This window comes from Asaia bogorensis, from assembly GCF_900465345.1.
GTDB lineage: Bacteria > Pseudomonadota > Alphaproteobacteria > Acetobacterales > Acetobacteraceae > Asaia > Asaia bogorensis_A.
On record NZ_UEGO01000028.1, the window covers coordinates 73452 to 99476 of the forward strand.

Consider the following 26025-nt stretch of genomic DNA (forward strand, 5'->3'; position numbering starts at 1 on the left):
TTGGGTGGATGAAAACCGTAAGGGCGTAGCATTCGTGAAACCAATCGGTCTGGTCATTTCCAAAGCCGCGAACACCATCAAATCCCGATCCCCATGTCCCGTTTCCGGCCGAACGACCAGTCCACGCCTCCATCCTCCCGCGCAACGCCCGAGACATGACGACCGATCTGTTTCTCCAGCGATGGCGTCCAGGGGACAAGCTGGAACCCGAGGCCGCCGTCAATCATGGCGAAGCGCCCTGATGCGAGGGTCAGGCGCTGCCGGTAAGTTCCGCTGACATACTCGCCGGCCTCGACACTCTGGATGGGCTGACCGGTTTCGCGGGCCAGACGCCCGGCCACGTCCCGCATTTCCTGCGCCCGCATGGAGGCGACCATGCCACGCGGATAGCGCACGCGCGCTCCGTCCTGCTGTGCGATCCCCTGCTCGACCAAGTGAGCGCTGCGCTGGCGTAGCGCGTCACGGACGTCCGCCCCGAAACCACCCTCTCCCAGCGCCACCGGTTCACGGGCGACAAGCTGCCGATCCAGCCATGTCGCGCCCTGCGCCCGCACCTGCTCCCCGATCGACAGATCGGAGCGCACCGCAAGTGTCGCCCGCCGCTGCCCCTTTGCATCCTCATAGGTCCGCAGTTCAACCAGCCCACCGTGCGGCACATCTCCAGCCGCTTCCAGTGATGGCAGATGGACATGATGCGTGCGCCCATCCACACCGTCGATCACCGCATAGGCGCTTCCCTTCATCTCATCATCCAGACCGCGTGCGACCAGACGCCCGATAATCGGCTCGGCCAGGTCTTCCCCGGCCAGCACCCATGACGACGAGGCCCGTTCGATCCCCTGTTCGCTCAGACCACGGTGGATGCGTTTGATGATGTCATTGCGCTGACCCATCTCGCGCAAGGTGGCTTCCGCCGTTTCCTCCAGCCGCCATTGTCCACCCCCAACCTCATGGGCAAGGCCCATCCGTTCCAGTCGCCGCAGCCGCCCGACCTTCATGACCGCGAACGCGTCAGGCTGCCGGTCAGGCGACGGCGCCATGTCGATGATGCCGTGCTGGTTCGCGTCCTGCTGCAACTGGCGGTCCAGTTGGGTCCAGCGTTCCGCCTCGACCTGACGCTCGACGTTGCGGTGGATTTCATGGTCGGTGCGCGGCCCGAGTTCAAGCGTGACCAGGTTCTGGGCGCGGGCACGCAGTCCCTCGCGAATGTAATCCTTGGAGATGACCAGATCCTCGCCGTCCTGGTCTTTGCCCCGCACGATGATGTGGATATGCGGATTGTCGGTGTTCCAATGCGACACGGCAACCCAATCCAGCTTCGTGCCGAGATCCTGTTCGGCCTGCGTCATCAGTTCCCGCGTGAAGGTTTTCAGGTCCGCCATTTCGGCCGCATCCTCTGGTCCCACGATGAAGCGGAAGTGATGCCGGTCGTCCTGACTTCGCTCGGCGAATTCGCGTGCGGGCACATGGTCGCGCTCTGCCCCGAACAACCGCGCCTTCTCGCCGTCCTTCGTCACGCCCTCGCGCTGGAGGTAGGACAGATGGGCACGCAGGCTCGCCCGAACGCCATGCCGGACCACTCGCGCCTTGACTATGGCAAGCCGGGTGCGACGAGACAGAAGACGGTTGGCGCGAGTTGCCGCGCCCCTGCCCCGCCCGAAAGTGGACGGTCCCTTTCCGGCGCGCCCCGAGCCAGGACGGCCCATGCCCCCCGCCCGGTTGGTGGCAGCCAGCACGCGTCCAATGAAAGACCGTCTCTCGCGGGCACGGGGAGAGCGGATGCGGCCCGGCCGGACCCGGAAATCGTCATCGCGGGCCATAAAGACCGCGACCTTGCGCTAACACATTGAAAACAAGCCAATCACGCGATCGGACACCTTGGGATGGGAAAATGACCTTGTGAAAACCCCAGAAAAACCGCCCTCCCCAACCATGCCGCACCTTGTGGCTTTTATCTTGCATTAGCCCCCAAAGACCCGATCCCCAGAGCAATCGCCGTTCCCCCGTCTTCCCGGCCCACCGCACCATCGGCATTGGCGCGTGCCCGATCATGGCGCCTGCTCCATGGAGACGGGCACGAACAGCGCCTCGGACATGCCGACTGATGCCCGGGGCGTGTGCGGGAAATGGCCGGCAAACAGCGTCTCTTTAGGCTGGTCGCGCACAACGGAGACGCCGGCTTCGTGCAGACCGCTCGCAGGAAACGTGCGCCGGTCGAGCAGGTGAGCGACGGAGGTAACGTAGGTCCGTGTCTCGTGTGGGAGCGGCCGACCCGTTGCAAGATGGGCCTCGTAACGGCCGGGTCCTGCGTTATAGGCCGCCAGAAATCCTGCATCCCCATAGCGGTCGTGCAGCAGGCGGAGATAGCTGGCACCGGCAAGGATGTTGTCCTGCGGGTCGAAAGGATTGCTTCCGAGCGCAAGATCGCGCCGCAACTCCTGCCATGTCGCAGGCATGATCTGCATGAGGCCCATCGCCCCTTTGGCGGAGATGGCGTGGGCATCACGACCGCTTTCGACCTGCATCACCGCCCGTATCCATTCGGGTGGCAGGGCAACCCGCTCTGCCGCCTGACGGATCATTCCCTCGATGTCCTGCGCGCTGGCAGGATGCATCAGAACCACCAGCGAAGCCGTAAGCCCTGTGCAGCACAACCGGGCAAGGCTGAACCGGATGCGCGTGCTGGCATTGCGGCCACCCCGTCCTGCTCCTGCAACCAGGCGCATCATTCTCGTGCTCCCTGACGTTTCTGCGGGCGGTTCCAGACAAGCTGCCAGACCCGTCCCCCCCGGCCCGACTGGAACAGGCTCGCGCGCAGGCCCTGTGCCAAAGAGGGATCATCGACCACCACGACGATGTATTCGCCAGCCCGTTCGCCGGTGCGTGTCCAGCCCGCGCCAACTTCCGGGCCTTCGGCACTGTCACCGAGATGGATGCGATAATCCGGTGCGTTACCGCCGTCCGGTGTCTCGACACGCACCAGCGTCAGTTCGGCATCCAGTGCGAGTGTGCGCAGACGTCCGGAAAAGCCATCAGCCGTGCGCGTGAAGAGTCCAATCTGCGCCATGTCAGTAATCCTCTGAGGTATGAGAAGCAGGCGGGCTGGTGGCAGGCGCAGGGCCTGCACCAACCCAGAGCGGTGTCGCGCGTCCGATCACGCTGCTGACCGGCAGAGGACCGAAATACCGCCCGTCGAGACTGCGAGGTTCGTGCGTGTTCATGACGAAGAGTTCACGCACACCGAGACGGTGACAGCCCTGCCAGACGGGCAAGGGACGATGCCGATGATCGACAGGCAACGCATCACCCGTAGCCCGACCGTCGATGGTGATGTGACTGCCGGAGCGGCAGACTGTCTGTCCGCCGACCGCCGCCACGGGTTTGAGCAACGGCACACTGCGCGGCAGATACCCGCCCCGCGCCAGCATGTCCGCATCGCGTTCCGGCAGGTGGAGTGCGACCAGATCCCCGACATGAGGAGCCCGCACCGGGTGCAGACGATACAGCCCTACGGGCACGCTGGCGGTCACGTTCCAGATCAGCCGCGGCGTCGGATGCAGCGCCATCGACAGACCGACACCGAGTGCGGCGAAATACGTGGTGAAGAACCAGCCCCGCCGCGTCATGGCACGGCCCTCCGACGCAGCCACGCAGCATGTCGGGTCGCGGTATAGCCGGACATACCCTGACCATCAGGCCGTGACCGCCCGAGTTGCCGCCAGTATTCCGGATCAACATCGACGGGATTGATGCCCTGCCGTTCCACCGTCTCGATCACAGACAGCACGGCGCGCACCTGCGGCCAGCCCGTGAACAGCAGCAGACGCTCCGCACCTGTGGGCACGAACGGCAGGCGGTCGCGCGGCTCGCCAGCCAGCGGCGCCCTGATGATATCGATGCAGCAGGTTGTCGTCCCGCAATCCGCCTGCGTCCAGCGCAACAGGGCGAAGACCGCACCGGGCGCAAAGCTCAGACGACGGCGATAGCGATCGATCGGGTGTGTTTCCAGAGCGTGCCCGAAGCGAAGCCACTGTTCGATGCGCTTCTCAAGCCAGGTCAGTTCGAGATGCGTCAGCACCTCGCACGATGGGTGCATCATGCGCGTTCTCCGGCAGGGAATGGAAGAAGGGATGCGAGACGATCAAGGGCGCGCTGCGCCATCTCGGCGTCGATCTCACAACCGACGTAGCGGCGACCGGCAAGACGGGGGCCGCCATCGACGCTGCGATACGATGCCGCACCGATCGCGCCGGTATGGGTGGGGCGCATCTTGCGGCGCACCACCCGCCCCCGCGCGTCGTCTGTCGTGGCAACGACGTTGTAGATGTCGCGCCAAGGGCTAGCCTCCGGATAGAACTGCACCAGCAGTTCATGCACGCGACGGAAACGATCTGCATGAAAGACGCTACCGTTCTGCTTCTCCCAGACGATCTCCTGAGCCTGCCTCAAGCAGGCCGCCCGGAAATCCGGCGCGGTAGCCATGAAGCTGCGCAGAGAGCCGAAGACCCAGAGCGAGCCGTGAGGCTTCAATGCCTTTGCCGCCAGCGGCAGCCATCCACGCACGTGCCGATCCCACGCCAGCGATGTCTCGCCATAGGGCGGATCAGCGATGATCAGATCAAAAGGCCCGTGATCAGGCATCAGGAGCCGGCAATCGCCGCAAAGGAGGGTCATGACCAAATCCCCCGCTCCATACCGCCGCATCTGCCCGCCGCCATGGACCACTGCGCAGAACTGTCGGAAAATGTCGCGACAGAATCGTCGGTTTTTATGATAGTCGAAGACTCACGCACGCGCTCCAGCGCGGTGTACAAGTACAGAATAGTTATAATATTTAGTACCTTTAGAGAGCGCGAATTTCTCCTTTTATTCCAAATTGTTAGAGGGATTTCCCGTTCCTGATAGGTCGAGAATCCGATTCCTGATAGGTCGATGGGCATCAGGAGTCCTCCACATGGTTATCCACAAGCTCTTGTGGGTAAGTTTCTTTGCTGGGATCAGGGGAGAAGCGGAGAACCGGCACATTGCTGGCATCGGTCTCCAGACGCAGGCGGTAGCCCGGAAGGGTGTCCGCCGCGATAAGGCGACGGATTTCGAAAACGAACCGGGGATAAGGAGAGCGGGATGCGGATTTGCGGTAGAGATGGGGCAGATCGAACGCCCAGCCATCGGACTGCCGACCGGCATGACGGCGAACGAGGAGATACAGCCAGCGCTCGAACCCGCCGGTCAGGGCGAAGTAACGGGGATCAAGCGTGAGCACGCCCCGTCGACCGATGGCATCGCAGAGCCATTGGGGCAGGATCAGGTCCAGTTCTCCACGCCGTTCCTGCCAGGCGATCAGCCACGAGAAGCTCTGCGCGCCGTCACGGGTCTGGCGCAGCGATGTCGTCACTTGGGTTCCGTGCAGCCGGTCCAGCGCCGTCCGAAGGCGCTCATAACGAATGGCAGCCGGGTCGCGCCCGGTGAAGCGCAGCACCTCACTCATGCTGCCCTGCACGCGCGGTGAGACCGGAATACCCTGCCTGCGCGCGGCCACCAGCCGGGACACAGCCCAGATCAGGATATCGGCATCCCATATGGTTGCCATCGGACCGTCATCGCGACCTGACACCTGCATGGTGACACGCCCCATGACAAAGCTGACAGGCACATGCCGGGGGGATTTGCTCAGGCTGAAGAACGGCCATGACATGAGATCGATCAGCAGGCAGGGCGAGAGAACCGGTGGCACCGGACGCGCACTCATGGCCGACGCTCCAGCCTGCGGCTTCCGATCACACGGGCTTTTTCATAGGACTCTTCGGATGTGGATTTGCAGGCGACATTCTCGATCCAGTGCCGGATGTCGTTGACATGATAGAGAACCCGGCCGCCCATCTTGCGAAAGACGGGCCCACTACCCCGGCAGCGATAGCGCTCCAGCGTTCGTGGCGAGATGTTCAGCCGGTGGGCGGCCTGTGGGGTAGTGAGCAGTTGTTCGTCGAGAAAATTGTCCTGACGCGGGTGTGACGGCGTCATGCTGGCCTCCGTCGGTTCGGGCGTGACTGGGCGCAGCGTGGACGGGAACTGTCGTGGCGGGGACGTACGCAGATTGGGGCCGTCTATGGGCGTACGTGCCGGGCGGCATCGTCCGGACGGTGAAGCAATCTACCGGGAGAGACGGAAACGGGCTGGTCTGAGAAGGGTGAGATATTCGCGCTCTTCGGCAAGCCGTGTTGCCTTACGCAGCAGGCGCCCAACACGTCCACGCTGGGAAGAGGTGTCCCATTGCCGTGCGTTCATGTGTCTTACGGACGGATCAAGAACCACACCGATATCGCGATGGGAGGCACCAGTTCGTCGTCCGGCATAGGCACAGATGGCATCTGCGATAAAACGCGCACGGTAAAGCGGCAGCCCCAGCGCCCGGGATAAAGGCGGAACGGGCATTCCGGAAAGATAGCGAATGAACCTGCGCACTTCTGCAATCCGCAGTTCTTCACCTCCGTCCAGAGGAATGAGGACTGCAGCGCGATCACGTGCTTTCGCATCACGGATCTGGACACGGTAGGTGTTTCCGTCGTGATGCAGGGCGAAAGATTTGCTCTGTAATCCCTGTCGTTCTGTGGCCATGGACGCAAAGAGAATGACTGGCAACCTACGGGAATCAAAGCCAGTAGGTGCTTCCACGATGACTGTGACACCGGGATAAAATTCCGGAGCCCAGAGCGCCGGTTCTATCCATGCGGGGATTTCCGGTTCAGCCGGTACAGGATAACCCCCAGTGGCGAGCAAACTGCTCCACCAGTTCATGTCGCGAACGAATACTCCTAAGCATCCCGAGTTGCCGACCAAGAGACTGATATCCCGTGACGTAAGCAGGAATCCGGCGCAACAGTTCATGCGCAAGCCCGGGCGCATCGAGGTGGTGCAGATGTGAGCGAAAACGTGGATCGTGCCAGTCGGGCTGTTTGTCCATGGCAGTTCTCTCCCATTCCCCGCCAGAACTACCGAGATGGCCAGAGCACGTCATAGATGCCGCGAGGAAAGCGCTGCATCCCGAGATGATGCATAACCGGAATGTTTTTAATAGACCCTCCTTCGATTTGCCAACGAGCACGACTGTTTTTCGATAAAAGCTCACTATTTTCAGGTGGATCTGTCAGCCGGGTTGCCTTTGGTACGCGTGTTGGAAAACGAGGCAGTGCTTCCTTGAATGATGGCACCATGACGATATCGTGAGCACTGAAAGCTGGGCTGACCACAAGAAGAAGGGCTGCGAAGCCCCCCGTCAGGCGGGGGGCTCGGCATCGCGTCGGGCAAGCGCCTCTTTGAGTTCGCGCTCGATCTGCCGGCGCTCGCGGCGGCTCAGGTAAAAGCTGGTCAGTTCGGCGCGCAGCATCTGGATGTGGTCGTGTAACGTGGTCATCGTCCTGCTCCTTTCATTTCTTGAAGACAGGACGGACGGCTCATGCCGGGGCGGACCGGGTCAGGGATCGCCGCAGGCGACCGGCTCGCCGGCGCGTGGGGGAGCCGATTTTGTTCGGCGCGCCCGCAGGGGTGCGTCGGGCAAAATTGGGGGGACCATGCGTCCTTGACGCGGTTCGCCCTCGCGCATGGTACAATGGGAAGGCTAAGGGAAAGCCCCCTATTCCTCCTGCGTCTCACGTCGGGCGACCAGCGCTGCCGCCCGCGCCCCGGAAAAGCACGTGGGAAAAGAAAACCGGGAAGGCCCCGCCCGGTAAGACCGGGCGGGGTTGGTGGTGGGGAGCTTACTCCCCGTTCCGGCTGCGCGGCCGGGTCCAGATGAGGGTGTAGCCTTCCCCTTCCTCGTCGGTGAACAGGTTGGCGAAGATCGGGGCGGCGAAGGAAGGATCGTCCAGCTTCAGGCTCAGATAGGTGCGGCCTTCGCTGGAGCGGCGGGTCCATGCGGCCCCGAGTTCGACCCGTCCGAGGTAGACGCGGTAGTTGGGGGCGTTGTCGTTGGCCCGGTTGGTTTCAGCCACCAGACGGACGTTGCGGGCCTGCAGGGCCAGGGTGACGATTTCGCCTTCGAAGCCTTCGCCCACTTTCTTGAAGGAACCGATGTTAGCCATTGTCGTATCTCCATGCTGTTATCGGGCCGCGACCACCGTGGCCTCGATGGCGATCGACCAGCCGGAGGCGAGCGGCAGAGCACCCTTCAGGGCCGCAGCGCAGCGGAGGACGGCAGGGCCGGAACTTTCTTGGCTCGCGAGGAATGGCGGCGTAGCCGACAGGGGAAGAAAGTTCTGGAACGCCGTTGCGGCCAGCCGATCGAGGCACAGCCGGTCTTCGGCTAGATCAGCCATCCGACAGAGGCCATGGTGTGCGGACCCGCCAGCCCCATGGAGAGACGATGCCGGCATGACCGGTCCGACAGGTGGGAAACGTGCGACACAGGAGGATATCGCGCTCGCCCGGTGCGACCGTCTTCCATGCTGGTGGCGCGGATCACGGCCTGACACCCGCCCCCGACTGCCGCGTCCCTGCTGCGAACGGTTCGGGCCGCATCCTATGGACCCGTCGTTCCAACGAAGGCGGGCCAGCCAGTTGCCCGCTGGACGATCCCTCCTTCGCCATGGCTGTTTCGATCTGTTCACCGATAAGGAAGGGGACCACCGCTCCCTCATCCATCGTCCCTGCAGCCGGAATGGGGAAAAAGGTCACGCCCCGCACCCGATCTCTCCGGGCGGGGCCTTCCGGCGCGATCAACCCCGTTTGCTTCAACCGGCAGCGCGGGCAACGGGGAGCCCGACGGACAGTTCTGATCGATCGGCGTCATGCGAAAAATCGGGAGCAGCGATTATCGTTTTAGAGATATGCTCGAAAGAGACAATGGCGCTTACGCGCCACTGTCCTTGCGGAACCGCCAGACGGGGATACCCATCTGTTTGGCCTTGTCGGCCAGATTGTCCTGAATGCCCGATCCCGGAAACACCATGACGCCGACGGGCAGGACTTTCAGCAGGGCATCGTTCCGCCGGAACGGGGCAGCCTTGCCGTGCCGGTTCCAGTCCGGTTTGAAGGCGATCTGCGCGACCTCGCGATGATCGGCCCAGCGGGAGGCGATAAATTCCGCCCCCTTGGGTGAGCCGCCATGCAGCAGCACCATGTCGGGGTGCTTCTCGCGCACCTTGTCGAGGCGGTTCCAGATCAGATGATGGTCCTCGTAATCGAGACCGCCGGTCACCGCGACTTTTGGTCCCGGCGGCACGAGCAGTTCGGTTTCGGCCTTGCGGCGGGCATTGAGGAAATCGCGGCTGTCGATCATCGACGCCGTCAGGGTGCTGCGACTGACCAGCGAGCCGGAGCGCGGTCGCCAGGGCGACATGGTCAGGCGCTCGAACTGGTCGCAGGCGAGGTCGCGGAATATCTCGTAGGCGTTGCGTCGTTCCAGCAGGGTCAGCCCCTCGGCAATGAGGCGTTCCAGTTCCACCGAGCGGATCTCGCTGCCATCCTGTTCCTGCTGGCTGCGTTTCTGCGCCGTCTCGTTGCGGTCAAGATCGCGTTCGACCTGCCCGACCATGCGGTGAAAGACATTGACGGTGGACCAGAGCAGCGGTTCGAGATCGGGCTCCAACCGTGTGTCGGTCAGCGTGGCCGACAGGGCATCGAAGATATCGGTAACCGCGCCCTCGATCTGGCTGGCGTCGGGCAAGGGCCTCGGATCCGGCTCATCCTCGAAGGGACGGTGGCCGTAAAGCTGGAGTTCCGCCAGCACGTGGGCGGTTGAAGAGGTGGCGTGTGCGGGTTCGAAATCGTCCTGTGTGCGGGTCATGGGTCTGTCCTCCGGTTCTGGCCGCGCCCCTCGCGGCCTTTCCGGGGGCGGATAGCGGCAGACGAAGGCCGGGCCGGAACCGCGCAACGCGCGGCCGCAACGCAGTGAAGGATGGCAAGGAGCCGGCTATTTTGCTTCGCGATGCAAAGCGCGGACGCAGTCCCGCGCGGCGGAAAATAGCCGGCTCCGCCATTGCAGGCCCGGTCTGGCTGACGCCCGCTCCCCTCCACGAAAGGCCGCAGGCGCGCCCTATCCGGAAACAGGACAGCCACGCGCCACACTGGAAAGAAGAAGACCCGCACTCTCCCTTCCCGGCCCGCCTCAGTGCGCGACGGGTTGCAGGAACCGCACCACGTCCTGCGGGGCAAGCTGGGGATGCAGGAGCGCCCGCATCGCGCCACGCCCGAGGTAGCGCAGATCATCGTTGAAATCCGCCAGACGCGATGACAGCACGAGGCACTCGACCCTGGCCTCCTGCGTCCGGGCCATCAGGGTCGCCGCCGCATGGTCTCCGGCCGGGTCGTCGTCGCGCAGCACGTAGAGGCGGCGCAACGTGGACGGAAACGCCATGGCGGCGAGATGCGCCGAGGACAGGCAGGCGGCCAGCGGCAGATCGGGCAGAACCTGCCGCAGTGACAGCACCGTCTCGATCCCCTCGCCTGCTGCCAGAACGTCAGACACCGTGCCAAAGCGCACGGCATGGCCGAGCAGGTCGCCCATCGCCCGGCGTGGCATTTCGACAGGCGCCTTGCCACGTCCGTCGCGCGCCAGCCAGGTGCGATGCACGCCGCTCACGCGGCCTTCGAGATCGGTGACGGCGGCGATCATGGCGGGCCAGGTCTGCGTCGGACTGTGCTCGTCCGGACGGTAAAAGCAGCGCGGATGGAAGCGCAGGGCTTCGGTTCCGTGCAAAAGCGTCATGTCGCGTCTGCGGAGATACGTTTCTACGGGCGTGCCCGTGATCGACCCGGACATGGCCCAGAGCCGACGCGCGGCTTCCGACGAATTGGCGGAGCCACGGTCACGGACCGGACGATCCTGTGACGACGATGCCGGGTCGGGACGTGGCAGGCTGAGGAACGCACGCGCCTCATCGGCCACGTCGCGGAAATCCACCAGACCGAGGCTTTCGCGGATCACGTCGAGCAGATCGCCATGCTCGGCGGACTGCGCATCCATCCACTTACCGGCCCTGCCATTGGCGGTGTCATGCAGCCGGACAAACAGCGACCGGCCGGGCGTGTTGTGCACATCTCCGACCAACCAGTAATTGCCGTGACGGCGACCGGCGGACAGATACCGACGGCACACCGCCTCTGCGTTCTCCGCCAGACGGCGGGCGAGATCGCCCGCATCATGTCCGATCATCGCCCTGCCCTCCTGTATCGGGATTGCCTCCATCCACAGCAATCGCCAGCCAGCGATCGGTCGTCATCCATGAAATCGTCCTGCGGCTGCCAAGGTCAAGCAGATGCGCGCCGCCGCTGAACGCGCCGATCCGGGGGCGTGAGGCCGTATTGGCCCATTGAAATCCCCATCGCCCCCGCAATCGGAATGCCCGTGCGCAGCGTAGCACGAATTCCACGATCTGCTGCGGATCCCCGGTCACGTCATCGCGCATCCAGAGCCTGGTGCCACCATATTCCGGTTCTACGGAAAGCCGGAACCCGTCAGAGGGCGGATCTTCCGCCGCCAACTCATCCATGAACGCGTTGTAGAGATCGAGCGCCTTTGCGGCATTGTCCACCGTGCCCACGTCGAGAACGCAGGAAAAATGCGTGAAAAAATCAGCCATCGAAATGACCCCCGAAACGAAAAAGCCCGGCGCAGGGGCCGGGCTCGTAAAAACGTATTGGGGTCAGGACATAGAACGGGCACAGATATACGCTCTCATGACTGCCATCCGAGACGCTGGCCGAGTTTACCTTGTCGCTGGCCGCAAGACCAGCGTTCGCATTGACCTTGGCGGGTGTGCCGCGGACGCCTGATCGACGACGATTGATCATGCTCTCATCCGCGGGTTGGTTACCGCACTACCCGTATCCGTCGCTGGGCCTATCCTCCGTCTAAGTTCGGGCGTCGGACGAACCTGCCCCACCGTACACCGTGGATTGCCCATCACAGTCGGGTGCCCGCGGCACGCCGGCCAAGGCTATGCAGTTGGTGCCCTGGCGCCTCCTCCTGGAATTGTTCTGTGTGGATCAGCCGGCTATCGCTGGCGACACTCGACGGGCGATGTCCCAGGCATAGCCGACCAGTTCACGCGCGATCGCGGTGGTCACCTTGGGCTGGGGCTTTCCGGTGGCCGCCAGGCGACGGTAGCGCTGGCACAGGCGAACCTGCGCCTTCCACCCGATCGCTTGGATGTCCTCGGGCAAGTCGATGACCCGTTCACGGTAGCGTCGCTCCTCGCGAGCGGGCAGCCGATACGACCAGCCCGCCTCGATCAACATCGTCCGTGCTTGCGCGTTGCCCGCGCGGGTAATCCGGCCCCGCTTGGTCTTGGCACCGCTGGAGTGCTCGGACGGCACCAGGCCGACATACGCCATCAGTTGCTTGGGATTGTCGAAGCGGGTGAGGTCGCCCACCTCGGCGACCAGCGTTGCGGCACTGACCAGCCTGATACCGCGCAGGACCTGCAGATTGCGGACCAGCGGCGCAAAACACCACGCATCCACCGCTTCAGCCAGCGCCGCCTCCAGGCGCGCGACCCGTGCCTGGGCCTCCAGCACCCGCTTCTGCATTTCCTCGAATGCCAGCTGCTGGTGGGGAAACTCAAACCGCTGCTCGGACAACCACCGCCAGTACATTTTCGTCCAAGCCGCCTTGCCGCCAAAACGACGATCATGCCGCAACAGGAAGCTGCGCACCGTCTGCTTGGCCCCGATGGCATCGTCCTGCGCGCTGCGTCGCGCGCGGATGAGATCGCGTACCGCCTCGTGCGCTTCGTCCGGCACCCAGATCGCGGTGAGTTCGCCGGCGCGTAGCAGCCGCGCCAGGGTCATCGCGTCACGCCGGTCCGTCTTAACATGGTCGCCCGGGCGTCGCGGCATCATCGAGGGGGCGATGACGATGCAATTCTGTCCCAGCTTCGACAGCAGCCGATGCAAGCCATACCCACAGGGTCCCGCTTCGTAGCAGACGTTCAACGTCACACCCGGTCCCGTCAGCCGCTTGACCAGCTTCCTGATCGCATCGTCCTCGTTGGCGACCGTGCCGACGAAACGTACCTCGCCTCCGCGTTCCCCATCGGCAACCGCGACCGCGATGGTTTCCTTATGAACGTCCAGACCAACGTATTTCACTGCCTCCGTCATGACTCGTCTCCGCTGCTGACAAATCCATCATCAGCATCTCAGATTCGAGCCTCCAAGGCTCCGGCAGTCATGGGGTCTAAGCGTCTCTGCGCGCACTTATGGGTCGACTCTATGCGTCGACGACTCCAGCATTCCAAAGGCATCCATCGGACAGTTGTAGCATCGCCTCTCGTCGCAGAGCCGGCATATCGTCAGCGCCGAGACAGCGTCGTCAGACATCTGCGCAAGTATTGTCTCGGCAATACGTTCCAGCACGAGGCGGTCAGCATTCGAGACATGGCTAAGGATTTCGGATAAAGTCTCGTTTCTTCGTTGCAGGATCGCAGATAGGCGAGTCTCGCCTGCCTCAGTGAGCATCAGCGCTACTGCACGACGGTCCCGTAGCGCTTTGGATCGAACGGCGAACCCGGCTGCAACCAATCGATCGACAAGCCGCACCGTCCCCGCGTGGGACAAGCCTAGCACCCGTCCTAATTCGTCGATCGAAAGACCGGTCGCGTGACCGATGACGACGATCGCCGCGGTGGTTTCGCCACCGCCGGGTATCGTCGGGTCGAATGCCGCCTTCTTAATTCGATCGGTGATGCCCACTGCGAGGGCGCCGAACAGATTGACGAGCCGGTCCGAGAGTACGTTCAAAGGGTTGCCTCATTCATTGACGGCGTATAGTGTATGCGCAGCGCATATATCACGCCTGTCTAAGCATGAAGGCAGGTCATGCGCCATGATGAAAGCGAGGCACCATGTTTTCGACATTACACATAGCTGAAAAGACGACCGGCTCTCGCGGGTCTCTCGCGTTGCTGCGCTGGGCGCTGGTGGTCATCTTTCTCTGGTTCGGTTGCATGAAATTCACGAGCTATGAAGCGATGGGCATCGCGCCATTGATGAAGAACAGTCCGATCATGAGCTGGATTCCGGCCGTTTTTGGGGTGCAGGGTGGAAGCTATTTTATAGGCACCGTCGAGCTCGCGACGGCCGCTGCGCTGATTATCGGTGCTTTCAACAAGACGGCCTCCGCTCTCGGCGCGGCGATGTCATGCCTGACTTATGCCGTGACACTGACGTTTTTCCTGAGCACGCCTGGCGTCGCCGAGCCGACCGCTGGCGGGTTCCCGGCGATTTCGGCCGGAACCGGACAGTTCCTGTTGAAGGACCTGGTGCTTCTTGCGGCATCAGCGTGCCTTCTACTTGCGTCCATACGGACAGCAGACGCGTGACGGCAAACAGGTGATAGGCGACGCTCCGGACCTGCGCTTTTGCCGAACCATACCCGCCTCAGCCCATAACGATCGACAAACCCTGTCGCTTTGATAGGGTGTTCGAAAACATGCTTTCGAGGGTTTGTCGTACATGCTGGTCGGATATATGCGGGTGTCAACGACCGATGACCGCCAAACGGTCGATCTCCAGCGGGACGCGCTCGTCGCAACCGGGGTCGATCATCGGCATCTCCATACCGACAAGGCATCCGGCGCGCGCGACGACCGACCAGGCCTGAAAGCCTGCCTCGACTATCTGAACGCGGGCGACACACTGATCGTGTGGAAGCTCGACCGGCTCGGACGCTCGCTGCCGCACCTGCTGACGATCGTCACCGATCTGAAGGCGCGCGGCATCGCGTTCCGGTCGCTGACCGAGCAGATGGATACGACCACGCCGCACGGCGAATTGCTGTTCTCGCTGTTCGGTGCATTGGCACAATATGAGCGTGCGCTCACGCGCGAACGGGTGATGGCGGGACTGGCTGCTGCCAAACGCCGGGGACGCCAAGGTGGCCGCCCGCCGATGATCGACGCCGAAACGCTCGAGCGGATCACCGCCGCGCTGGATGGCGGGGCCAGCAAGGCGTCCGTCTGCCGGACCTTCAAGGTGCCGCGTTCGACCCTTCTCGGCACGCTTGCCCGGATCGGCTGGACCGCACCGGCCAAGGTCTAAGCCGATGCCGCGTCGCGCCGTCCTGTCGGACGAGCAACGCGCGGCGTTGCTCGCGCTTCCCGACGACGAAACCCTGCTCGTCCAGCACTGGACATTGAGCCGGGACGACTTGGCCATCATCGTCCGCCGGAGGCGACCGCATAACCGGCTGGGTTTCGCGATCCAGCTTTGCGCGCTGCGCTATCCTGGCCGTTTCCTGCGACCCGGTGAACTGATCCCTGATACGCCGCTCGCGTTCGTCGCAGAGCAATTGCAGGTCGGACCCGAGGTGCTGGCCGACTACGCGACGCGCGGCCCGACCCGGTACGAACAGCTCGATGCACTGCGCGATGCATTCGGCTTCATGCCGCTCAGTCGGCCGCTGCGAACGACGTTGCAGGAATGGCTCCTGCCGATCGCGCTGACGACGACCAGCGGGGCTAGGCTGGCGCGCGTGATGCTGGATGAGTGCCGGCGACGGCGCATCATTGTGCCGGGCATCAGTTCGGTCGAGCGGATGGTCGCACAGGCGTTGCTCGATGCCGAACGCCATGTCGCCGAGCATCTGACCCGAGGACTCGATGCTCGACAGCGCCGGCTGCTCGATGCGCTTCTCCTGCCCCACACAGGCACGAACTTGAGCGATCTGGCCTGGGTGCGGCAGTCACCCGGCAAGCCCGGCCGAAAGACATTCGCCGCCATCATCGAGCGACTGACACTGCTTCGGGCCATCGGGATCGATCCGGATATCGCCGTAGGCGTCCATCCCGAGCGCCTCCGACGCCTGTGCCAGGAAGGCGTGCGGCTGACCGCGCAACATGTTCGGACGCTGCAAGCGACGCGGCGTCGCGCCACATTGGTGGCGACCATCCTCGAAACCATCGTTACCCTCACCGACGATGCGGTGCTGATGTTCGATCGCCTGCTTGGGCAGATGTTCCGGCGCGAACAGAACAGCGCGGACACGACACTCAAGCGCAACCGGCGCACCATCAACGGCAAAATCCGGCTGCTTGCCCAACTCGGCGCTGCCTTGCTCGCCGCCAAGATATCAGGTGGCGATATCGGCGCTGCGGTCGAGGCAGCGATCGGATGGAATGATCTCGGCCGCGAGGTCGATGAAGCCCGCAAGCTGATCCGCCCCGATTCGGTCGATCCCGTCGCGGTCGCCGCGACCAATTACCCCGTCCTCCGACAGGTCGGTCCCTCGTTCATCGCCTCGTTCACATTCGGGGCGGTGCCAGCCTGCCATGCGCTCGCGCGAGCGGTCGCGATCATGCGCGACCTTCATTTTGGTCATCTGCGCAAATTGCCTGCAGGCACGCCAGTCGGCTTCATCCGGCAAGCTTGGCGTCGGGCGATCGGCACCGGCATTCCCGATCGCAGGATCTATGAATTGTGCGTGCTGGTCGAGCTTCGCGACCGGCTTCGCGCCGGCGACATGTGGGTCGAGGGAAGCCGACGCTATCGTGCTGTCGAGCAGCAACTCATTCCTGCCCCCGTATTCGCCAACATGCGCGCGGCCGGCCCCTTGCCGATACCGGCACCGGATACGGCCGATATCTGGCTGGCCGAACGACGCGCCCGCCTCGCCCGTCGATTGGCCGAGGTCGAGCGAAAGGCGGAGACGGACGCGCTGGAAGACGTGCAGCTCAGCTTGGGCAGGCTGCGGATTTCGCCCTTGAAGGCGATTACTCCCGAGGAATCCGATACCGCCCTTGCGCCGCTCTATGCGCATCTGCCCGCGATCCGCATCACCGACCTTCTTGCCGAAGTCGATCGATGGACCGGGTTCAGCCAGTGCTTCACGCATCTGCAAAGTGGCCGTGCCGCGGATGAACCACGTGCGATCCTCACGGCGGTGCTCGCCGATGCCACCAATCTGGGCCATACGCGCATGGCGGAAGCCTGCAATCTCGTGACCCAGCGCCAACTCGGTTGGCTCGCCTCGTGGCATCTGCGCGAGGAAACCTACGGTCGCGCGCTCGCCCGGCTTGTCGACGCCCAACACACCGCGCCGCTGGCCGCGCTGTTCGGGTCCGGCACCTCGTCCAGCTCAGACGGTCAGAACTTTCCGCTCGACCGCCGCGCCCAGGCAACCGGCGCAGTCAATCCGCACAAGGGGACAGAGCCGGCTGTCTCCTTTTACAGCCACGTCTCGGATCGCTACGCGCCGTTCCATTCCACAGTTATCTCCGCTTCGGCGAGCGAGGCGGCACAGGTGCTCGACGGGCTGCTCCACCACGGCGCCGATCTGCACATCGAAGAGCATCACGTCGATGGCGGGGGCGTCTCCGACCATGTGTTCGCGCTATGTCATCTGCTTGGGTTCCGGTTCGCGCCGCGTATCCCGAATATCGCCGCACGCCGTTTGCACCTGTTTAACGGCATCGAACCCGGCCCCGATATTGCGCCGCTGGTCGCGGGCCGCATCGACGAAGGTCTGATCGAGGCACACTGGGACGACGTGCTGCGACTGGGAACCTCGATCCGCACAGGCGTCGTCAGCGCCTCGATCATGCTGGAACGGCTCGGCTCCTATCCACGCGCCAACGGCCTGGCACTGGCGTTGCGCGAGATCGGTCGCGTCGAGCGTACCCTGTTCACGCTCGACTGGATCGAGCAGCCCGAACAGCGTCGCCGCGCCACCCGCGAACTCAACAAGGGAGAAGCGGAAAATGCCCTGAAACGCGCCATCTTCTTCCATCGCATCGGCCGTATCCGCGATCATGCGCTGCAAGCCCAAAGCCATCGGGCGAGCGCGCTGAACCTCGTCGCCGGTGCCATCGTCCTGTGGAACACGACCTACCTGCAAGCCGCCCGGATGCATCTCGCCAACCTCGGCCGGCCGGTCCCGCCGGACCTGCTGCAACACCTATCACCGCTCGGTTGGCAGCATATCAATCTCACCGGCGATTACCTCTGGACCGATCCCGATGCGCCATCCACCGCGCTCAGACCGCTTCGCCAGATGCGCGCCGTCGAAGGCACGGCAAAACCTTAGACCCCATGACTGCCGGAGCCGCGGGGGCTCAAATCTGAGATGCTGACGATGGATTTGTCAGCACTGGAGGCGAGTCATGACGGAAGCAGTGAAATACGTCGGTCTGGACGTGCATAAGGAAACCATCGCGGTCGCGGTTGCCGATGGAGAGCGCGGAGGCGAGGTGCGTTTTGTTGGCACGGTCGCCAACGAGGACGACGCGGTCAGAAAGCTGGTCAAGCGGCTGACGGCGCCGGGCGTGAGGTTGAGCGTCTGCTACGAGGCTGGCCCTTGCGGCTATGGCCTGCACCGGCTGCTGACGAAACTTGGGCAGGCTTGTATCGTCATCGCCCCCTCGATGATGCCACGACGGCCGGGCGATCATGTGAAGACCGACCGGCGTGACGCAATGACGCTGGCCCGACTGTTGCGTGCTGGCGAGCTTACCGCGATCTGGGTTCCGGACGAAGCGCACGAGGCGGTGCGTGATCTGATCCGCGCCCGACGCAGCGCACAGGAAGATGCCACCGGGGCCAAACAGACCGTGCGCAGCTTCTTGCTGCGGCACGATCGTCGTTTCGGCGGCAAGGCGGCCTGGACGAAGATGTACTGGCGGTGGTTGTCCGAACAGCGGTTCGACTTCCCCCATCAGCAGCTGGCATTTGAGGAGATGCAGAAGCGGGTGCTCGAGGCGCAGGCGCGGGTTGGACGGCTCGAGGCGGCGCTGGGCGACGCGGTAGATGCATGGCGTTTCGCGCCGCTGGTCCGCAATCTTCAGGTCCTGCGCGGCATCAGGCTGGTCAGCGCCGCGACGCTGGTCGCCGAGGTCGGTGATCTGACCCGCTTCGACAATCCCAAGCAGTTGATGGCCTATGTCGGCTTGGTGCCGTCCGAGCATTCTAGCGGTGCCCGGACCAAGCGTGGTCGGATCACGCGCGCGGGTAACGCGCAGGCACGCACCATGCTGATCGAGGCTGGCTGGTCGTATCGACTGCCCGCTCGCGAGGAACGCCGCTATCGTGAGCGCGTCATCGACTTGCCCGAAGAGATCCAGGCGATTGGATGGAAGGCGCAGGTTCGTCTCTGCCAGCGCTACCGTCGCCTCGCGGCCGCAGGCAAGCCCCAGCCCAAGGTAACCACCGCGATCGCGCGTGAACTGGTCGGCTATGCTTGGGACATCGCCCGACGCGTACCACCGGCGGTCGCCACTTGATCTTCCAACCAGCAGTGAGAGGAGGCGCCAGCGCACCATCTGCATAGCCTTGGCCGGCGTGCCGCGGGCACCCGACTGTGATGGGCAATCCACGGTGTACGGTGGGGCAGGTTCGTCCGACGCCCGAACTTAGACGGAGGATAGGCCCAGCGACGGATACGGGTAGTGCGGTAACCAACCCGCGGATGAGAGCGTGATCAATCGTCGTCGATCAGGCGCCCGCGGCACACCCGCCAAGGTCAATGCGACCGCTGGTCTCGCGGCCAGCGAAGGACTAAACTCGGTCAGCATCTCGGATGGCAGTCATGAGAGCGTATATCTGGGTCCGTTCTGTGTACCGACCCCGTATTGGCGGAAAAGCGTGCAGTCGTTTTTCAGGACGCCCGTTCCATCAGCCTGCGGGCCTTCTCTTCCAGATCCAGCCGCGTATCCTGATTGGCCCTGGTGCGGGCCAGCGCCGTGATGCCCTGCACGAAATCAAACACGCTCTCGGGCTTGTGCCCTTCCTCATGCAGCACGGTTTCTATGATCTTCGCGGTTTCCGGTTTCGAGAACCCGCGACGGCGCAGGAAACTTTCCCGATCCTCATCGGTTTTTGCCACCAGCGCCCGACGCGAGGCCTGAATGCCCGAGATGAACGAGGCCGGACTGGCCGTGGCGAAATTCCGCAGCGCAGGCGTGGCCTGGTGCACGAAACGCGAAGCCGCAAACTTGCTATGCCGGATCGTGATCTGTTCGAAATTTTCCACGCCCCACAAAACGCGGTTCTGGCACACTCCGCGCAGGTAAAACGACGCAATACCAAGGCTCTTGCTGCCGACTTCCGAATTCCAGGCATAGAACCCCCGAAAATAGAGATCGGGATCACCATTGGGCAAGCGTCCCGCCTCAATCGGGTGGGTGTCGTCAACAAGGAACAGAAACACATCCCTGTCTGACGCATAGAGCGTCGTGGTTTCTTTGGTGATATCCACATAGGGATTATGGGTCATGGTGGCCCAGTCGATCACACCGGGCACCTTCCAGTTTGTATCGCCTGTGCCATTCCCCGCGATCTTGCGCACCGCGCCCACCAGTTCATGGTCCCAGATGCGGCCGTAATCCGGACCAGTTACAGCGCGCAGTTCCACGCGTCCGTCTTCCGTCTCCAGTGTTTTGACCAGTTCGGCGCGGTGCGACAGCAGCCCATGCTGCAGGTTGATCGCCGCGAGTGGCGCTGGAAGATTGCGCAGGTAGGACGACGGCGCGCCGACCAGGCTGCACATCTGGCCGAACGCCCAGTGTGTGGGTGCGATCGGCTCATTCTGTCCCGGCACGGTCAGCGTCAGGCGTTCGGCATTATCGCGCGAGGCCTCGACGCGAATACCGCGACTTTCCACCGTGCGGGCCGTGGCGCGATCTGCACGGGCAAGCGTGGCGGCATGCAAGGCTGACAGGGACAGGTAGCGCTCGTCATCGGGGCGCGAGAACCATTCGGACGAGACGCGGGCGCTGCGTTCGCCACGCGACGGATCGATGCGGAAGCCACCGGACGCGGCGCCACGGGACGCAGGGGGCAGGATGGTGGTCGTGGTCATGGAAAACTCTCCTCTATGCCGGTTATTCGGCACAAAAGGCGAAGCCGCCCTCTCCCTCTTTCCGGGGCGCCGGACATGAAAAAAGCGGCTTCCGGGCACCGGAAGCCGCTGTCTCAAAGTTCCAAACCTCATAAAGGCTACTCGGCAGCGATAGCGTCCATCGTTGCCGTTTCAACCGGCACCTGCTCTGCGCCTCCTGCCGTGCGCAACGCCTCAGGCAGCCAGCCCGAACCATCAAGCAGTCGCTCGGCCTCGCGGGCCATGTCGGGCTTCTTCAGATGCGCAATGCGCTCGACCGCCTCATCGCCGCGCGCTTCCCGCACCGCCTGCAGGATACGCGTCTTGGTCACCCGGCCGAGATAGTTCTCGACGGTCGGCTGCCAGCCCGCCTCCACCAGATCAAGGCTAAGGGCCGATGCCAGGCGGTCTGCCCGTTTGAGGCGCTCGGTCACGCTGCGCTGCGACACCGCGCCATAGGAGGGCATGCGCTCATAAAGCGCGTTAACGCCGAAGGACAGGCAATGGGCCAGCAGGGCGATGCGGCTGGTATCATCAAGCCCAGCAATCCAGCGCCACAGCGCATCCTCGTCCTCAGGCAGATCGTGCTTCCAGCCCTCGTTACGCTGACGCAGCGCATGGGCTGGCACACTGCCCGGCATGTCAGGTGAATGAACGGGCAGCGGGATTTCCCGGACATAGGCTTCAAGGCAGTCAGCCCCCGGTGTCTGCCAGTAAACATCGCGTACCAGTGTGTGCAGGAATTCGGTCAGGGCGATGTGCGGATTGCTGGCAAAGGCATCCCGCAGGGCCAGCGTGCGCCAGGCCGTCAGTTCGGTGAGAAGCCGGTCAGGCAGTGGTTTGATCCCGTCTTCTTCCTCGGGCTCAACGTCGGGAGAAGTGCTATCTCCCCCTCTGCCCCCGTCACCGCCATCATCAGCAAGACGTTCATCCCGCCCATTATACGCAGCATGATCGGTCTCTTCGGGCTCGGTCGGCATGTCCTCGGGCAGCACGAAGCCCCGCTCCACCTGCAATGTGCCATCGCTGGCGAGGCTGACGAAAGCGCCTGCCCGCGCCATGTCGGCAGGATCGAACGCCAGAGGTCGTTCCTCCAGGACAAGGATGGCCTGTTCGATCCCGCCCAGCCTTGCATCCACCTCGTCTGGATATTCATCGGCCTGGGCATATTCGGCCTCGATGGTTTCCTGCTCCGCACGCAGGACTTCGAGACGGGCGGCTTCCTCGTCGGAGAGCGACACTTCCGTGCCATCAATTTCCGCGAACTGCCGTGTGTGCCCCCACGGTAATGACAGGGCCGTCTCCACCCATTTCCAGCCCTCGGCACGAATATCTTCGGCGGCAGCGTGCAGTTTTTCCATGACCAGCCGGTCCAGAATGGCCGGATCCTGCAGCCAGCCCCCGTCGTCTGCCTCGAACAGGTCGCGCATGATGTGGCCACCGGCCGTGACATAGGCGTCCAGCCCGACGAAGCGGGCGCGCGCGTCCGATGCCCGGACGGTCTTTTCCGTCAGCATGCGGCGGATGACGTAGGGCTCGCGGTTATGGCTCTGGGACACGATCTCCCAGACCTGTTCCTGGCGGACATGATCATCGCTGATGGAAAAGGCCATCAACTGTTCCAGCCGCATCCCGTCCTGCTCATAGATTTCAAGCAACCTGTCGGACACGGTCATCAGCCGCAGACGCTGTTTAACCACGGCCGGTGCGACGAAGAACGCTGCTGCGATTTCCTCCTCGGACATGCCCTTCTCCAGCATGTCACGAAAGGCCCGGAACTGGTCCAGCGGATGCAGGGCCAGCCGCTGGACGTTCTCGGCCAGAGAGTCCTCCTCGGCGAGAATGGCCGACCCGGCCTCGCGCACCACGCAGGGCACCGGGGCGGTCTTCGCCAGTTTCTTCTGCTTCACCAGCAGTTCGAGCGCGCGAAAGCGCCGTCCGCCGGCTGGGACTTCGTAAGTGCCGGTCTCGGCCCCTTCGCCATCAAGCATGGGACGGACATTCAGGCTCTGCAGCAGCCCGCGGCGCTCGATGTCGCGGGCGAGTTCCTCAATCGACAGGCCGGACTTCACGCGTCGCACGTTGGACTGGGACAGCACCAGACGATTGAACGGGATGTCACGGGACGAACTGAGGCTGATTTTGGGAATAGTGGTCGCCATGGCGAAAAACTCCATGACGGGCGGACAGGAGACTCTCCCCTACCCTCTCAACCCGTCACGAAAATTCGCGCAGCCCTCTGACTCTGGTGTTCACACCGAAACACCCCCCCACCCACTTTTCCGGTAGGATAAGGTCAACAACCATCCGTGCTATGTGCGCAAAGGCGACAGAAAGCGTAAAGCACAGGTAAACGACCTGTAGTTAAAACAGTCCAATAAGTAGTCTACGACCCCAGAGCCAATTTGCCTTAGCCTCTCAAAAGGAAGATAAAAACATCGAATTCTTCGGAGTCAATCTTCTATTTCAAACAAAAATCCGAAAAAATTTTCCATCAGCGAATATACTCTTTGGCATAAAATACCGATATCCGTCTATTTTCCGTGCATAGGGTTGAATGCATCCGTTTCGACTTAAATATCCCCCCCTCACCACTTATGTTCTCTGCTGTATTCATTTCAGTGATGCCGTTCAGCGAACTGTCAGCTTCATCTGGTATGATATCGGACATGTCGCAGTTTTTTTCACGTGTTAATACATACAGGCAGCATAATTTTATGTGTGATCGTGATGTTTATTATCTGGGTTCGCGCTCCAGATCAAAAAAAATGAGAAAAAATATAAAACATACATATATATATTATATCTTATTTATTTTACTTTCCCCTATTCTACTTTCAGAAGCGAAAGCAGAAAATATTACGTTCGCCCAAGCTGTTGAAGCAGCGTGGGCTGCCGATCCCAGTCGGACTGAACTGAATACAAACTATCGCTCAGCAGCAGCAAGAGCAGAAGCAGCCGGTTCCTGGTTTGCCGGCGGCCCAACTGTCTCGGGTCAGTATTTCGATGATCATGCCATAGGCAGCAACGAAGGATACACAACCTACCAAGGGGGAGTGTCTGTGCCGCTCTGGCTTCCGGGACAAGGCAGTGCGACCGTTGGAGTCGCCAGAGCCGAAGCGTTGACCATTCAGGAACGTCTACATGTGGCGCGAATGACGGTGGCTATGAAAGTTCTGGATTCATCAGCCAACGTCATTATAGCCAAGCGCTGGCTGGCAATCGCACGCATCCAGAAAGAGATGCTGGAGAAAATCCATGCTTCTGTAAGTCGTGGTGTACATGCCGGGGAGATGCCTCTTGCCGATCAGCAGATCGTGTCATCTGAAGTGGCAAACGCCGCCAGCGAATATTCTCTGGCGGAAGAGCAGGTCGAGACAGCGACCTCAGCGCTTCGTATCTTGCTGGGTCGCCCGGCCGTCCCCGATATCCTCTCTTTTGACAATGTGGCGTTAGCGCATGACGGACTCTTCTCTGCCGAAGCTCTCGAAAATAATGATCCTCGCGTCAGAGCCGCCCGTCAGGCCGTGCATACAGCGGAAGCTGGCGTGCATCTCGCCAAAGCCTCCTTCATGCCGAACCCTGAAGTTGGCGTAGCTGCAATTCACGAAAAACAGTATGGCAGCCCGTGGGACGACCGCGTGGGGGTAACAGTTTCCATCCCGCTTCCCAGCGATGTCCGCAACGTCCCCATGGAAGCGGACGCCCGCAACAAGCTGGCAGCGGCTATCAGTCAGGAGCAGCAGGCTCGCCGCAATGTCAGGCAGGAACTTGCTCAGGTTTTTTCTCATCTGACGGCCACGAAAGACATGTTCAGAAATTCTGTTCTGTCCGCTGAGAATATGAACAGTCGCGCAAATGAGATGAATCGATCATGGCAGGTCGGTGAGACATCATTGGTCGAACTGTTACGAGCCAGATCCGCTGCCAGCAGTGCTTTGCAGCTCCGCAATCAGGCGGAAGTTGCCTGGCACGCCGCCATCATACGAACATTGATCGCCGCAGGAGAATTCCAGTGACTACTTCATCTGCCTCCATGAAAGACTGGAAATATTTACTCTGTGTCATGATTATTTTTCGCATTACTGTGTCGCCTGCACGAGCCGCCGACAGTGCGCCGATTGTCGTAATGGGAGAGGCGGCGCAGAAGAATTCTGCTCTGGTAATCTCGATCGCAAGGAGTGGTACACTCGCAAAAAATCTGGATGCAATGGGAACCGTCACAGCCGAGGCGGGGCATGTCGTCCGTATTCACCCGGCAGGGTCCGGTAAAGTTCTGAATGTTGCTGTGGTACCTGGTCAGCATGTGCACAAAGGAGAGACGCTTCTTACCTATCAGGATCATTCATTACACCTGGTCCGCCTTGAAATGACAAGAGCACAGGCGGCACTGACGACAGCGTATGCGGCCTCTCAGAATGCAGCGTCAGCCTACCACCGGGGGCATGAACTGGAAGGAACAACAGTTGCAGCAGGAGAGACCAGGCGCCGCCTGGCCGTATTCCAGGCAGCAAAAGACGACGTTATAGCCCGACAGGCTGATGTAGATACGCTGAAGCATCAACTTGAAGAAGAATACAACTCCGTTACGGAATCAGATAAAGCCCAGACCAGTCCGCTGGACGAGACTTCGTCAATCATTGCGCCGACCATAGCAGAAGTACAGAGCGTGTTCGTTGGCATTGCTGACGACATTTCCCCTGCGACGGAACTGATAGGCCTGACAGACATGTCATCGGTATGGATTGTTTCTGACATCCTGCCTCAGGATGCCGCTCAGGTGGTCCAGGGCGGCGAGCAGACCACCGAACTCACATCGGACACAGGGACGACATTACTGAAATCGAAAATAACTTCAGTAGGGAGCATGGCGGATCCGGTCACAGGCCTCGTCCGCGTCATAAGCACGGCCTCCAATCCAGATGGCAGTCTTCATCCAGGCATGTTCCTCAATACCCATCTGCCAACACGCGAAAAGACGGCAGGCATCATTGTGCCGGAGAACGCTGTCACAGAAATCAACGGCGTAAGCACTGTGTTTGTGCCGGTGAGTTCAAACCGGTTTCGACCACAGGAAGTGCATGTTGGTGTTACGGGCAATGGACAGAAAGTCATTACCTCTGGCCTCTCCGCAGGTGAGCGGATCGTGACGCAAGGCGCATTCGCCCTGAAGGCGGTGATGCTGGTGTCAGATATGAATGATGGAGACTGAGAGCGTC

General features: G+C 62.2%; 27 protein-coding genes. 6 read left to right on the plus strand and 21 right to left on the minus strand.

All coding sequences use genetic code 11. From position 1 onward, the window contains the following. Window positions 1-77: 77 nt before the first annotated feature. The 19 genes from ED655_RS09595 to ED655_RS09685 form a co-directional block, all read right to left on the minus strand. Window positions 78-1820: a relaxase/mobilization nuclease domain-containing protein gene (locus ED655_RS09595; RefSeq protein WP_122049987.1), complete on the minus strand. Its 1743-nt coding sequence runs from the start codon at window positions 1818-1820 to the stop codon at window positions 78-80. Window positions 1821-2048: 228 nt separating this feature from the next. Then, a complete protein-coding gene (locus ED655_RS09600; RefSeq protein ID WP_077929777.1) occupies window positions 2049-2729 on the minus strand; it encodes a lytic transglycosylase domain-containing protein in 681 nt (226 codons plus the stop codon). Continuing rightward, window positions 2726-3067, minus strand: coding sequence for a DUF736 domain-containing protein (locus ED655_RS09605; RefSeq protein ID WP_077929776.1), 342 nt, complete (start codon window positions 3065-3067; stop codon window positions 2726-2728). The genes ED655_RS09600 and ED655_RS09605 overlap by 4 nt, the downstream gene beginning before the upstream one ends. A gap of 1 nt (window position 3068) precedes the next feature. Beyond that, complete coding sequence (locus ED655_RS09610) at window positions 3069-3626, minus strand: S26 family signal peptidase (RefSeq protein WP_077929775.1); 558 nt, start codon at window positions 3624-3626, stop codon at window positions 3069-3071. Then, on the minus strand, window positions 3623-4099 hold the full coding sequence (locus ED655_RS09615; protein ID WP_077929774.1) for a DUF2840 domain-containing protein: 477 nt from the start codon (window positions 4097-4099) through the stop codon (window positions 3623-3625). Before ED655_RS09615 ends, ED655_RS09610 begins: the two co-directional genes overlap by 4 nt. After that, on the minus strand, window positions 4096-4674 hold the full coding sequence (locus ED655_RS09620; protein WP_077929773.1) for a DNA methyltransferase: 579 nt from the start codon (window positions 4672-4674) through the stop codon (window positions 4096-4098). Before ED655_RS09620 ends, ED655_RS09615 begins: the two co-directional genes overlap by 4 nt. A 265-nt stretch (window positions 4675-4939) precedes the next feature. Then, window positions 4940-5749, minus strand: a complete 810-nt coding sequence (locus tag ED655_RS09630; protein WP_077929771.1) for a replication initiator protein A — start codon at window positions 5747-5749, stop codon at window positions 4940-4942. Then, on the minus strand, window positions 5746-6021 hold the full coding sequence (locus ED655_RS09635) for a helix-turn-helix transcriptional regulator (protein WP_077929770.1): 276 nt from the start codon (window positions 6019-6021) through the stop codon (window positions 5746-5748). Before ED655_RS09635 ends, ED655_RS09630 begins: the two co-directional genes overlap by 4 nt. Window positions 6022-6150: 129 nt before the next feature. Then, window positions 6151-6795 (minus strand): DUF2285 domain-containing protein, encoded by a 645-nt coding sequence (locus ED655_RS09640; protein WP_162993472.1) that lies wholly within the window; start codon window positions 6793-6795, stop codon window positions 6151-6153. Beyond that, on the minus strand, window positions 6743-7015 hold the full coding sequence (locus tag ED655_RS16085) for a transcriptional regulator domain-containing protein (RefSeq protein WP_406586838.1): 273 nt from the start codon (window positions 7013-7015) through the stop codon (window positions 6743-6745). Before ED655_RS16085 ends, ED655_RS09640 begins: the two co-directional genes overlap by 53 nt. Before the next feature lie 258 nt (window positions 7016-7273). Then, a complete protein-coding gene (locus tag ED655_RS15575; RefSeq protein ID WP_162993473.1) occupies window positions 7274-7411 on the minus strand; it encodes a hypothetical protein in 138 nt (45 codons plus the stop codon). Window positions 7412-7754: 343 nt separating this feature from the next. Beyond that, window positions 7755-8078 (minus strand): DUF736 domain-containing protein, encoded by a 324-nt coding sequence (locus tag ED655_RS09650; protein WP_077929768.1) that lies wholly within the window; start codon window positions 8076-8078, stop codon window positions 7755-7757. A gap of 18 nt (window positions 8079-8096) precedes the next feature. Then, on the minus strand, window positions 8097-8312 hold the full coding sequence (locus tag ED655_RS09655) for a hypothetical protein (RefSeq protein WP_077929767.1): 216 nt from the start codon (window positions 8310-8312) through the stop codon (window positions 8097-8099). 533 nt (window positions 8313-8845) lie between these two features. Then, complete coding sequence (locus tag ED655_RS09660) at window positions 8846-9781, minus strand: DUF2493 domain-containing protein (protein WP_077929765.1); 936 nt, start codon at window positions 9779-9781, stop codon at window positions 8846-8848. A gap of 321 nt (window positions 9782-10102) precedes the next feature. Then, window positions 10103-11149: a DUF7146 domain-containing protein gene (locus ED655_RS09665; RefSeq protein WP_122049988.1), complete on the minus strand. Its 1047-nt coding sequence runs from the start codon at window positions 11147-11149 to the stop codon at window positions 10103-10105. Next, a complete protein-coding gene (locus tag ED655_RS09670) occupies window positions 11136-11576 on the minus strand; it encodes a hypothetical protein (protein WP_122049989.1) in 441 nt (146 codons plus the stop codon). Before ED655_RS09670 ends, ED655_RS09665 begins: the two co-directional genes overlap by 14 nt. Continuing rightward, window positions 11569-11787: a hypothetical protein gene (locus ED655_RS09675; RefSeq protein ID WP_122049990.1), complete on the minus strand. Its 219-nt coding sequence runs from the start codon at window positions 11785-11787 to the stop codon at window positions 11569-11571. The genes ED655_RS09670 and ED655_RS09675 overlap by 8 nt, the downstream gene beginning before the upstream one ends. Before the next feature lie 195 nt (window positions 11788-11982). Continuing rightward, a complete protein-coding gene (locus tag ED655_RS09680) occupies window positions 11983-13098 on the minus strand; it encodes an IS110 family RNA-guided transposase (protein WP_122049991.1) in 1116 nt (371 codons plus the stop codon). A 96-nt stretch (window positions 13099-13194) separates the two neighbouring features. Continuing rightward, window positions 13195-13737 carry a MarR family winged helix-turn-helix transcriptional regulator gene (locus tag ED655_RS09685; protein WP_010339851.1) on the minus strand — a complete coding sequence of 181 codons (543 nt, stop codon included), beginning with the start codon at window positions 13735-13737 and terminating at the stop codon, window positions 13195-13197. Window positions 13738-13841: 104 nt separating this feature from the next. On the opposite strand from ED655_RS09685, the gene ED655_RS09690 reads away from it, so the two are divergent. The 4 genes from ED655_RS09690 (at window position 13842) to ED655_RS09705 (ending at window position 19211) form a co-directional block, all read left to right on the plus strand. Next, window positions 13842-14318, plus strand: coding sequence for a YkgB family protein (locus ED655_RS09690; protein ID WP_010339850.1), 477 nt, complete (start codon window positions 13842-13844; stop codon window positions 14316-14318). Between the two features lie 133 nt (window positions 14319-14451). Continuing rightward, on the plus strand, window positions 14452-15036 hold the full coding sequence (locus tag ED655_RS09695) for a recombinase family protein (RefSeq protein ID WP_010339849.1): 585 nt from the start codon (window positions 14452-14454) through the stop codon (window positions 15034-15036). A gap of 4 nt (window positions 15037-15040) precedes the next feature. Next, a complete protein-coding gene (locus ED655_RS09700) occupies window positions 15041-18019 on the plus strand; it encodes a Tn3-like element ISMpo10 family transposase (RefSeq protein WP_012449407.1) in 2979 nt (992 codons plus the stop codon). A 76-nt stretch (window positions 18020-18095) separates the two neighbouring features. Continuing rightward, complete coding sequence (locus tag ED655_RS09705; RefSeq protein ID WP_122049992.1) at window positions 18096-19211, plus strand: IS110 family RNA-guided transposase; 1116 nt, start codon at window positions 18096-18098, stop codon at window positions 19209-19211. A gap of 374 nt (window positions 19212-19585) precedes the next feature. Here the strand turns inward: ED655_RS09705 and ED655_RS09710 are convergent, their stop codons facing one another. Next, a complete protein-coding gene (locus tag ED655_RS09710; protein WP_077929762.1) occupies window positions 19586-20788 on the minus strand; it encodes a DUF932 domain-containing protein in 1203 nt (400 codons plus the stop codon). 137 nt (window positions 20789-20925) lie between these two features. Continuing rightward, on the minus strand, window positions 20926-22968 hold the full coding sequence (locus ED655_RS09715) for a ParB/RepB/Spo0J family partition protein (RefSeq protein WP_077931581.1): 2043 nt from the start codon (window positions 22966-22968) through the stop codon (window positions 20926-20928). Between the two features lie 507 nt (window positions 22969-23475). On the opposite strand from ED655_RS09715, the gene ED655_RS09720 reads away from it, so the two are divergent. Then, window positions 23476-24825: a TolC family protein gene (locus ED655_RS09720; RefSeq protein ID WP_240993596.1), complete on the plus strand. Its 1350-nt coding sequence runs from the start codon at window positions 23476-23478 to the stop codon at window positions 24823-24825. Beyond that, window positions 24822-26018: an efflux RND transporter periplasmic adaptor subunit gene (locus tag ED655_RS09725; protein ID WP_240993597.1), complete on the plus strand. Its 1197-nt coding sequence runs from the start codon at window positions 24822-24824 to the stop codon at window positions 26016-26018. The genes ED655_RS09720 and ED655_RS09725 overlap by 4 nt, the downstream gene beginning before the upstream one ends. Window positions 26019-26025: the final 7 nt, after the last annotated feature.

Excerpts from the sequence above, each read along its gene's own strand:
- ED655_RS09650 (WP_077929768.1), bottom strand. The coding sequence starts at position 8,078 with ATGGCTAACATCGGTTCCTTCAAGAAAGTGGGCGAAGGCTTCGAAGGC.
- ED655_RS09620 (WP_077929773.1), bottom strand. The coding sequence starts at position 4,674 with ATGACCCTCCTTTGCGGCGATTGCCGGCTCCTGATGCCTGATCACGGG.
- ED655_RS09595 (WP_122049987.1), bottom strand. The coding sequence starts at position 1,820 with ATGGCCCGCGATGACGATTTCCGGGTCCGGCCGGGCCGCATCCGCTCT.
- ED655_RS09670 (WP_122049989.1), bottom strand. The coding sequence starts at position 11,576 with ATGGCTGATTTTTTCACGCATTTTTCCTGCGTTCTCGACGTGGGCACG.
- ED655_RS09605 (WP_077929776.1), bottom strand. The coding sequence starts at position 3,067 with ATGGCGCAGATTGGACTCTTCACGCGCACGGCTGATGGCTTTTCCGGA.
- ED655_RS09640 (WP_162993472.1), bottom strand. The coding sequence starts at position 6,795 with ATGAACTGGTGGAGCAGTTTGCTCGCCACTGGGGGTTATCCTGTACCG.
- ED655_RS09695 (WP_010339849.1), top strand. The coding sequence starts at position 14,452 with ATGCTGGTCGGATATATGCGGGTGTCAACGACCGATGACCGCCAAACG.
- ED655_RS09630 (WP_077929771.1), bottom strand. The coding sequence starts at position 5,749 with ATGAGTGCGCGTCCGGTGCCACCGGTTCTCTCGCCCTGCCTGCTGATC.
- ED655_RS09610 (WP_077929775.1), bottom strand. The coding sequence starts at position 3,626 with ATGACGCGGCGGGGCTGGTTCTTCACCACGTATTTCGCCGCACTCGGT.
- ED655_RS09710 (WP_077929762.1), bottom strand. The coding sequence starts at position 20,788 with ATGACCACGACCACCATCCTGCCCCCTGCGTCCCGTGGCGCCGCGTCC.
- ED655_RS09600 (WP_077929777.1), bottom strand. The coding sequence starts at position 2,729 with ATGATGCGCCTGGTTGCAGGAGCAGGACGGGGTGGCCGCAATGCCAGC.
- ED655_RS09690 (WP_010339850.1), top strand. The coding sequence starts at position 13,842 with ATGTTTTCGACATTACACATAGCTGAAAAGACGACCGGCTCTCGCGGG.
- ED655_RS09700 (WP_012449407.1), top strand. The coding sequence starts at position 15,041 with ATGCCGCGTCGCGCCGTCCTGTCGGACGAGCAACGCGCGGCGTTGCTC.
- ED655_RS09655 (WP_077929767.1), bottom strand. The coding sequence starts at position 8,312 with ATGGCTGATCTAGCCGAAGACCGGCTGTGCCTCGATCGGCTGGCCGCA.
- ED655_RS09715 (WP_077931581.1), bottom strand. The coding sequence starts at position 22,968 with ATGGCGACCACTATTCCCAAAATCAGCCTCAGTTCGTCCCGTGACATC.
- ED655_RS09680 (WP_122049991.1), bottom strand. The coding sequence starts at position 13,098 with ATGACGGAGGCAGTGAAATACGTTGGTCTGGACGTTCATAAGGAAACC.
- ED655_RS09635 (WP_077929770.1), bottom strand. The coding sequence starts at position 6,021 with ATGACGCCGTCACACCCGCGTCAGGACAATTTTCTCGACGAACAACTG.
- ED655_RS09705 (WP_122049992.1), top strand. The coding sequence starts at position 18,096 with ATGACGGAAGCAGTGAAATACGTCGGTCTGGACGTGCATAAGGAAACC.
- ED655_RS16085 (WP_406586838.1), bottom strand. The coding sequence starts at position 7,015 with ATGACGTGCTCTGGCCATCTCGGTAGTTCTGGCGGGGAATGGGAGAGA.
- ED655_RS09615 (WP_077929774.1), bottom strand. The coding sequence starts at position 4,099 with ATGATGCACCCATCGTGCGAGGTGCTGACGCATCTCGAACTGACCTGG.
- ED655_RS09660 (WP_077929765.1), bottom strand. The coding sequence starts at position 9,781 with ATGACCCGCACACAGGACGATTTCGAACCCGCACACGCCACCTCTTCA.
- ED655_RS09720 (WP_240993596.1), top strand. The coding sequence starts at position 23,476 with ATGTCGCAGTTTTTTTCACGTGTTAATACATACAGGCAGCATAATTTT.
- ED655_RS09665 (WP_122049988.1), bottom strand. The coding sequence starts at position 11,149 with ATGATCGGACATGATGCGGGCGATCTCGCCCGCCGTCTGGCGGAGAAC.
- ED655_RS09675 (WP_122049990.1), bottom strand. The coding sequence starts at position 11,787 with ATGATCAATCGTCGTCGATCAGGCGTCCGCGGCACACCCGCCAAGGTC.
- ED655_RS15575 (WP_162993473.1), bottom strand. The coding sequence starts at position 7,411 with ATGACCACGTTACACGACCACATCCAGATGCTGCGCGCCGAACTGACC.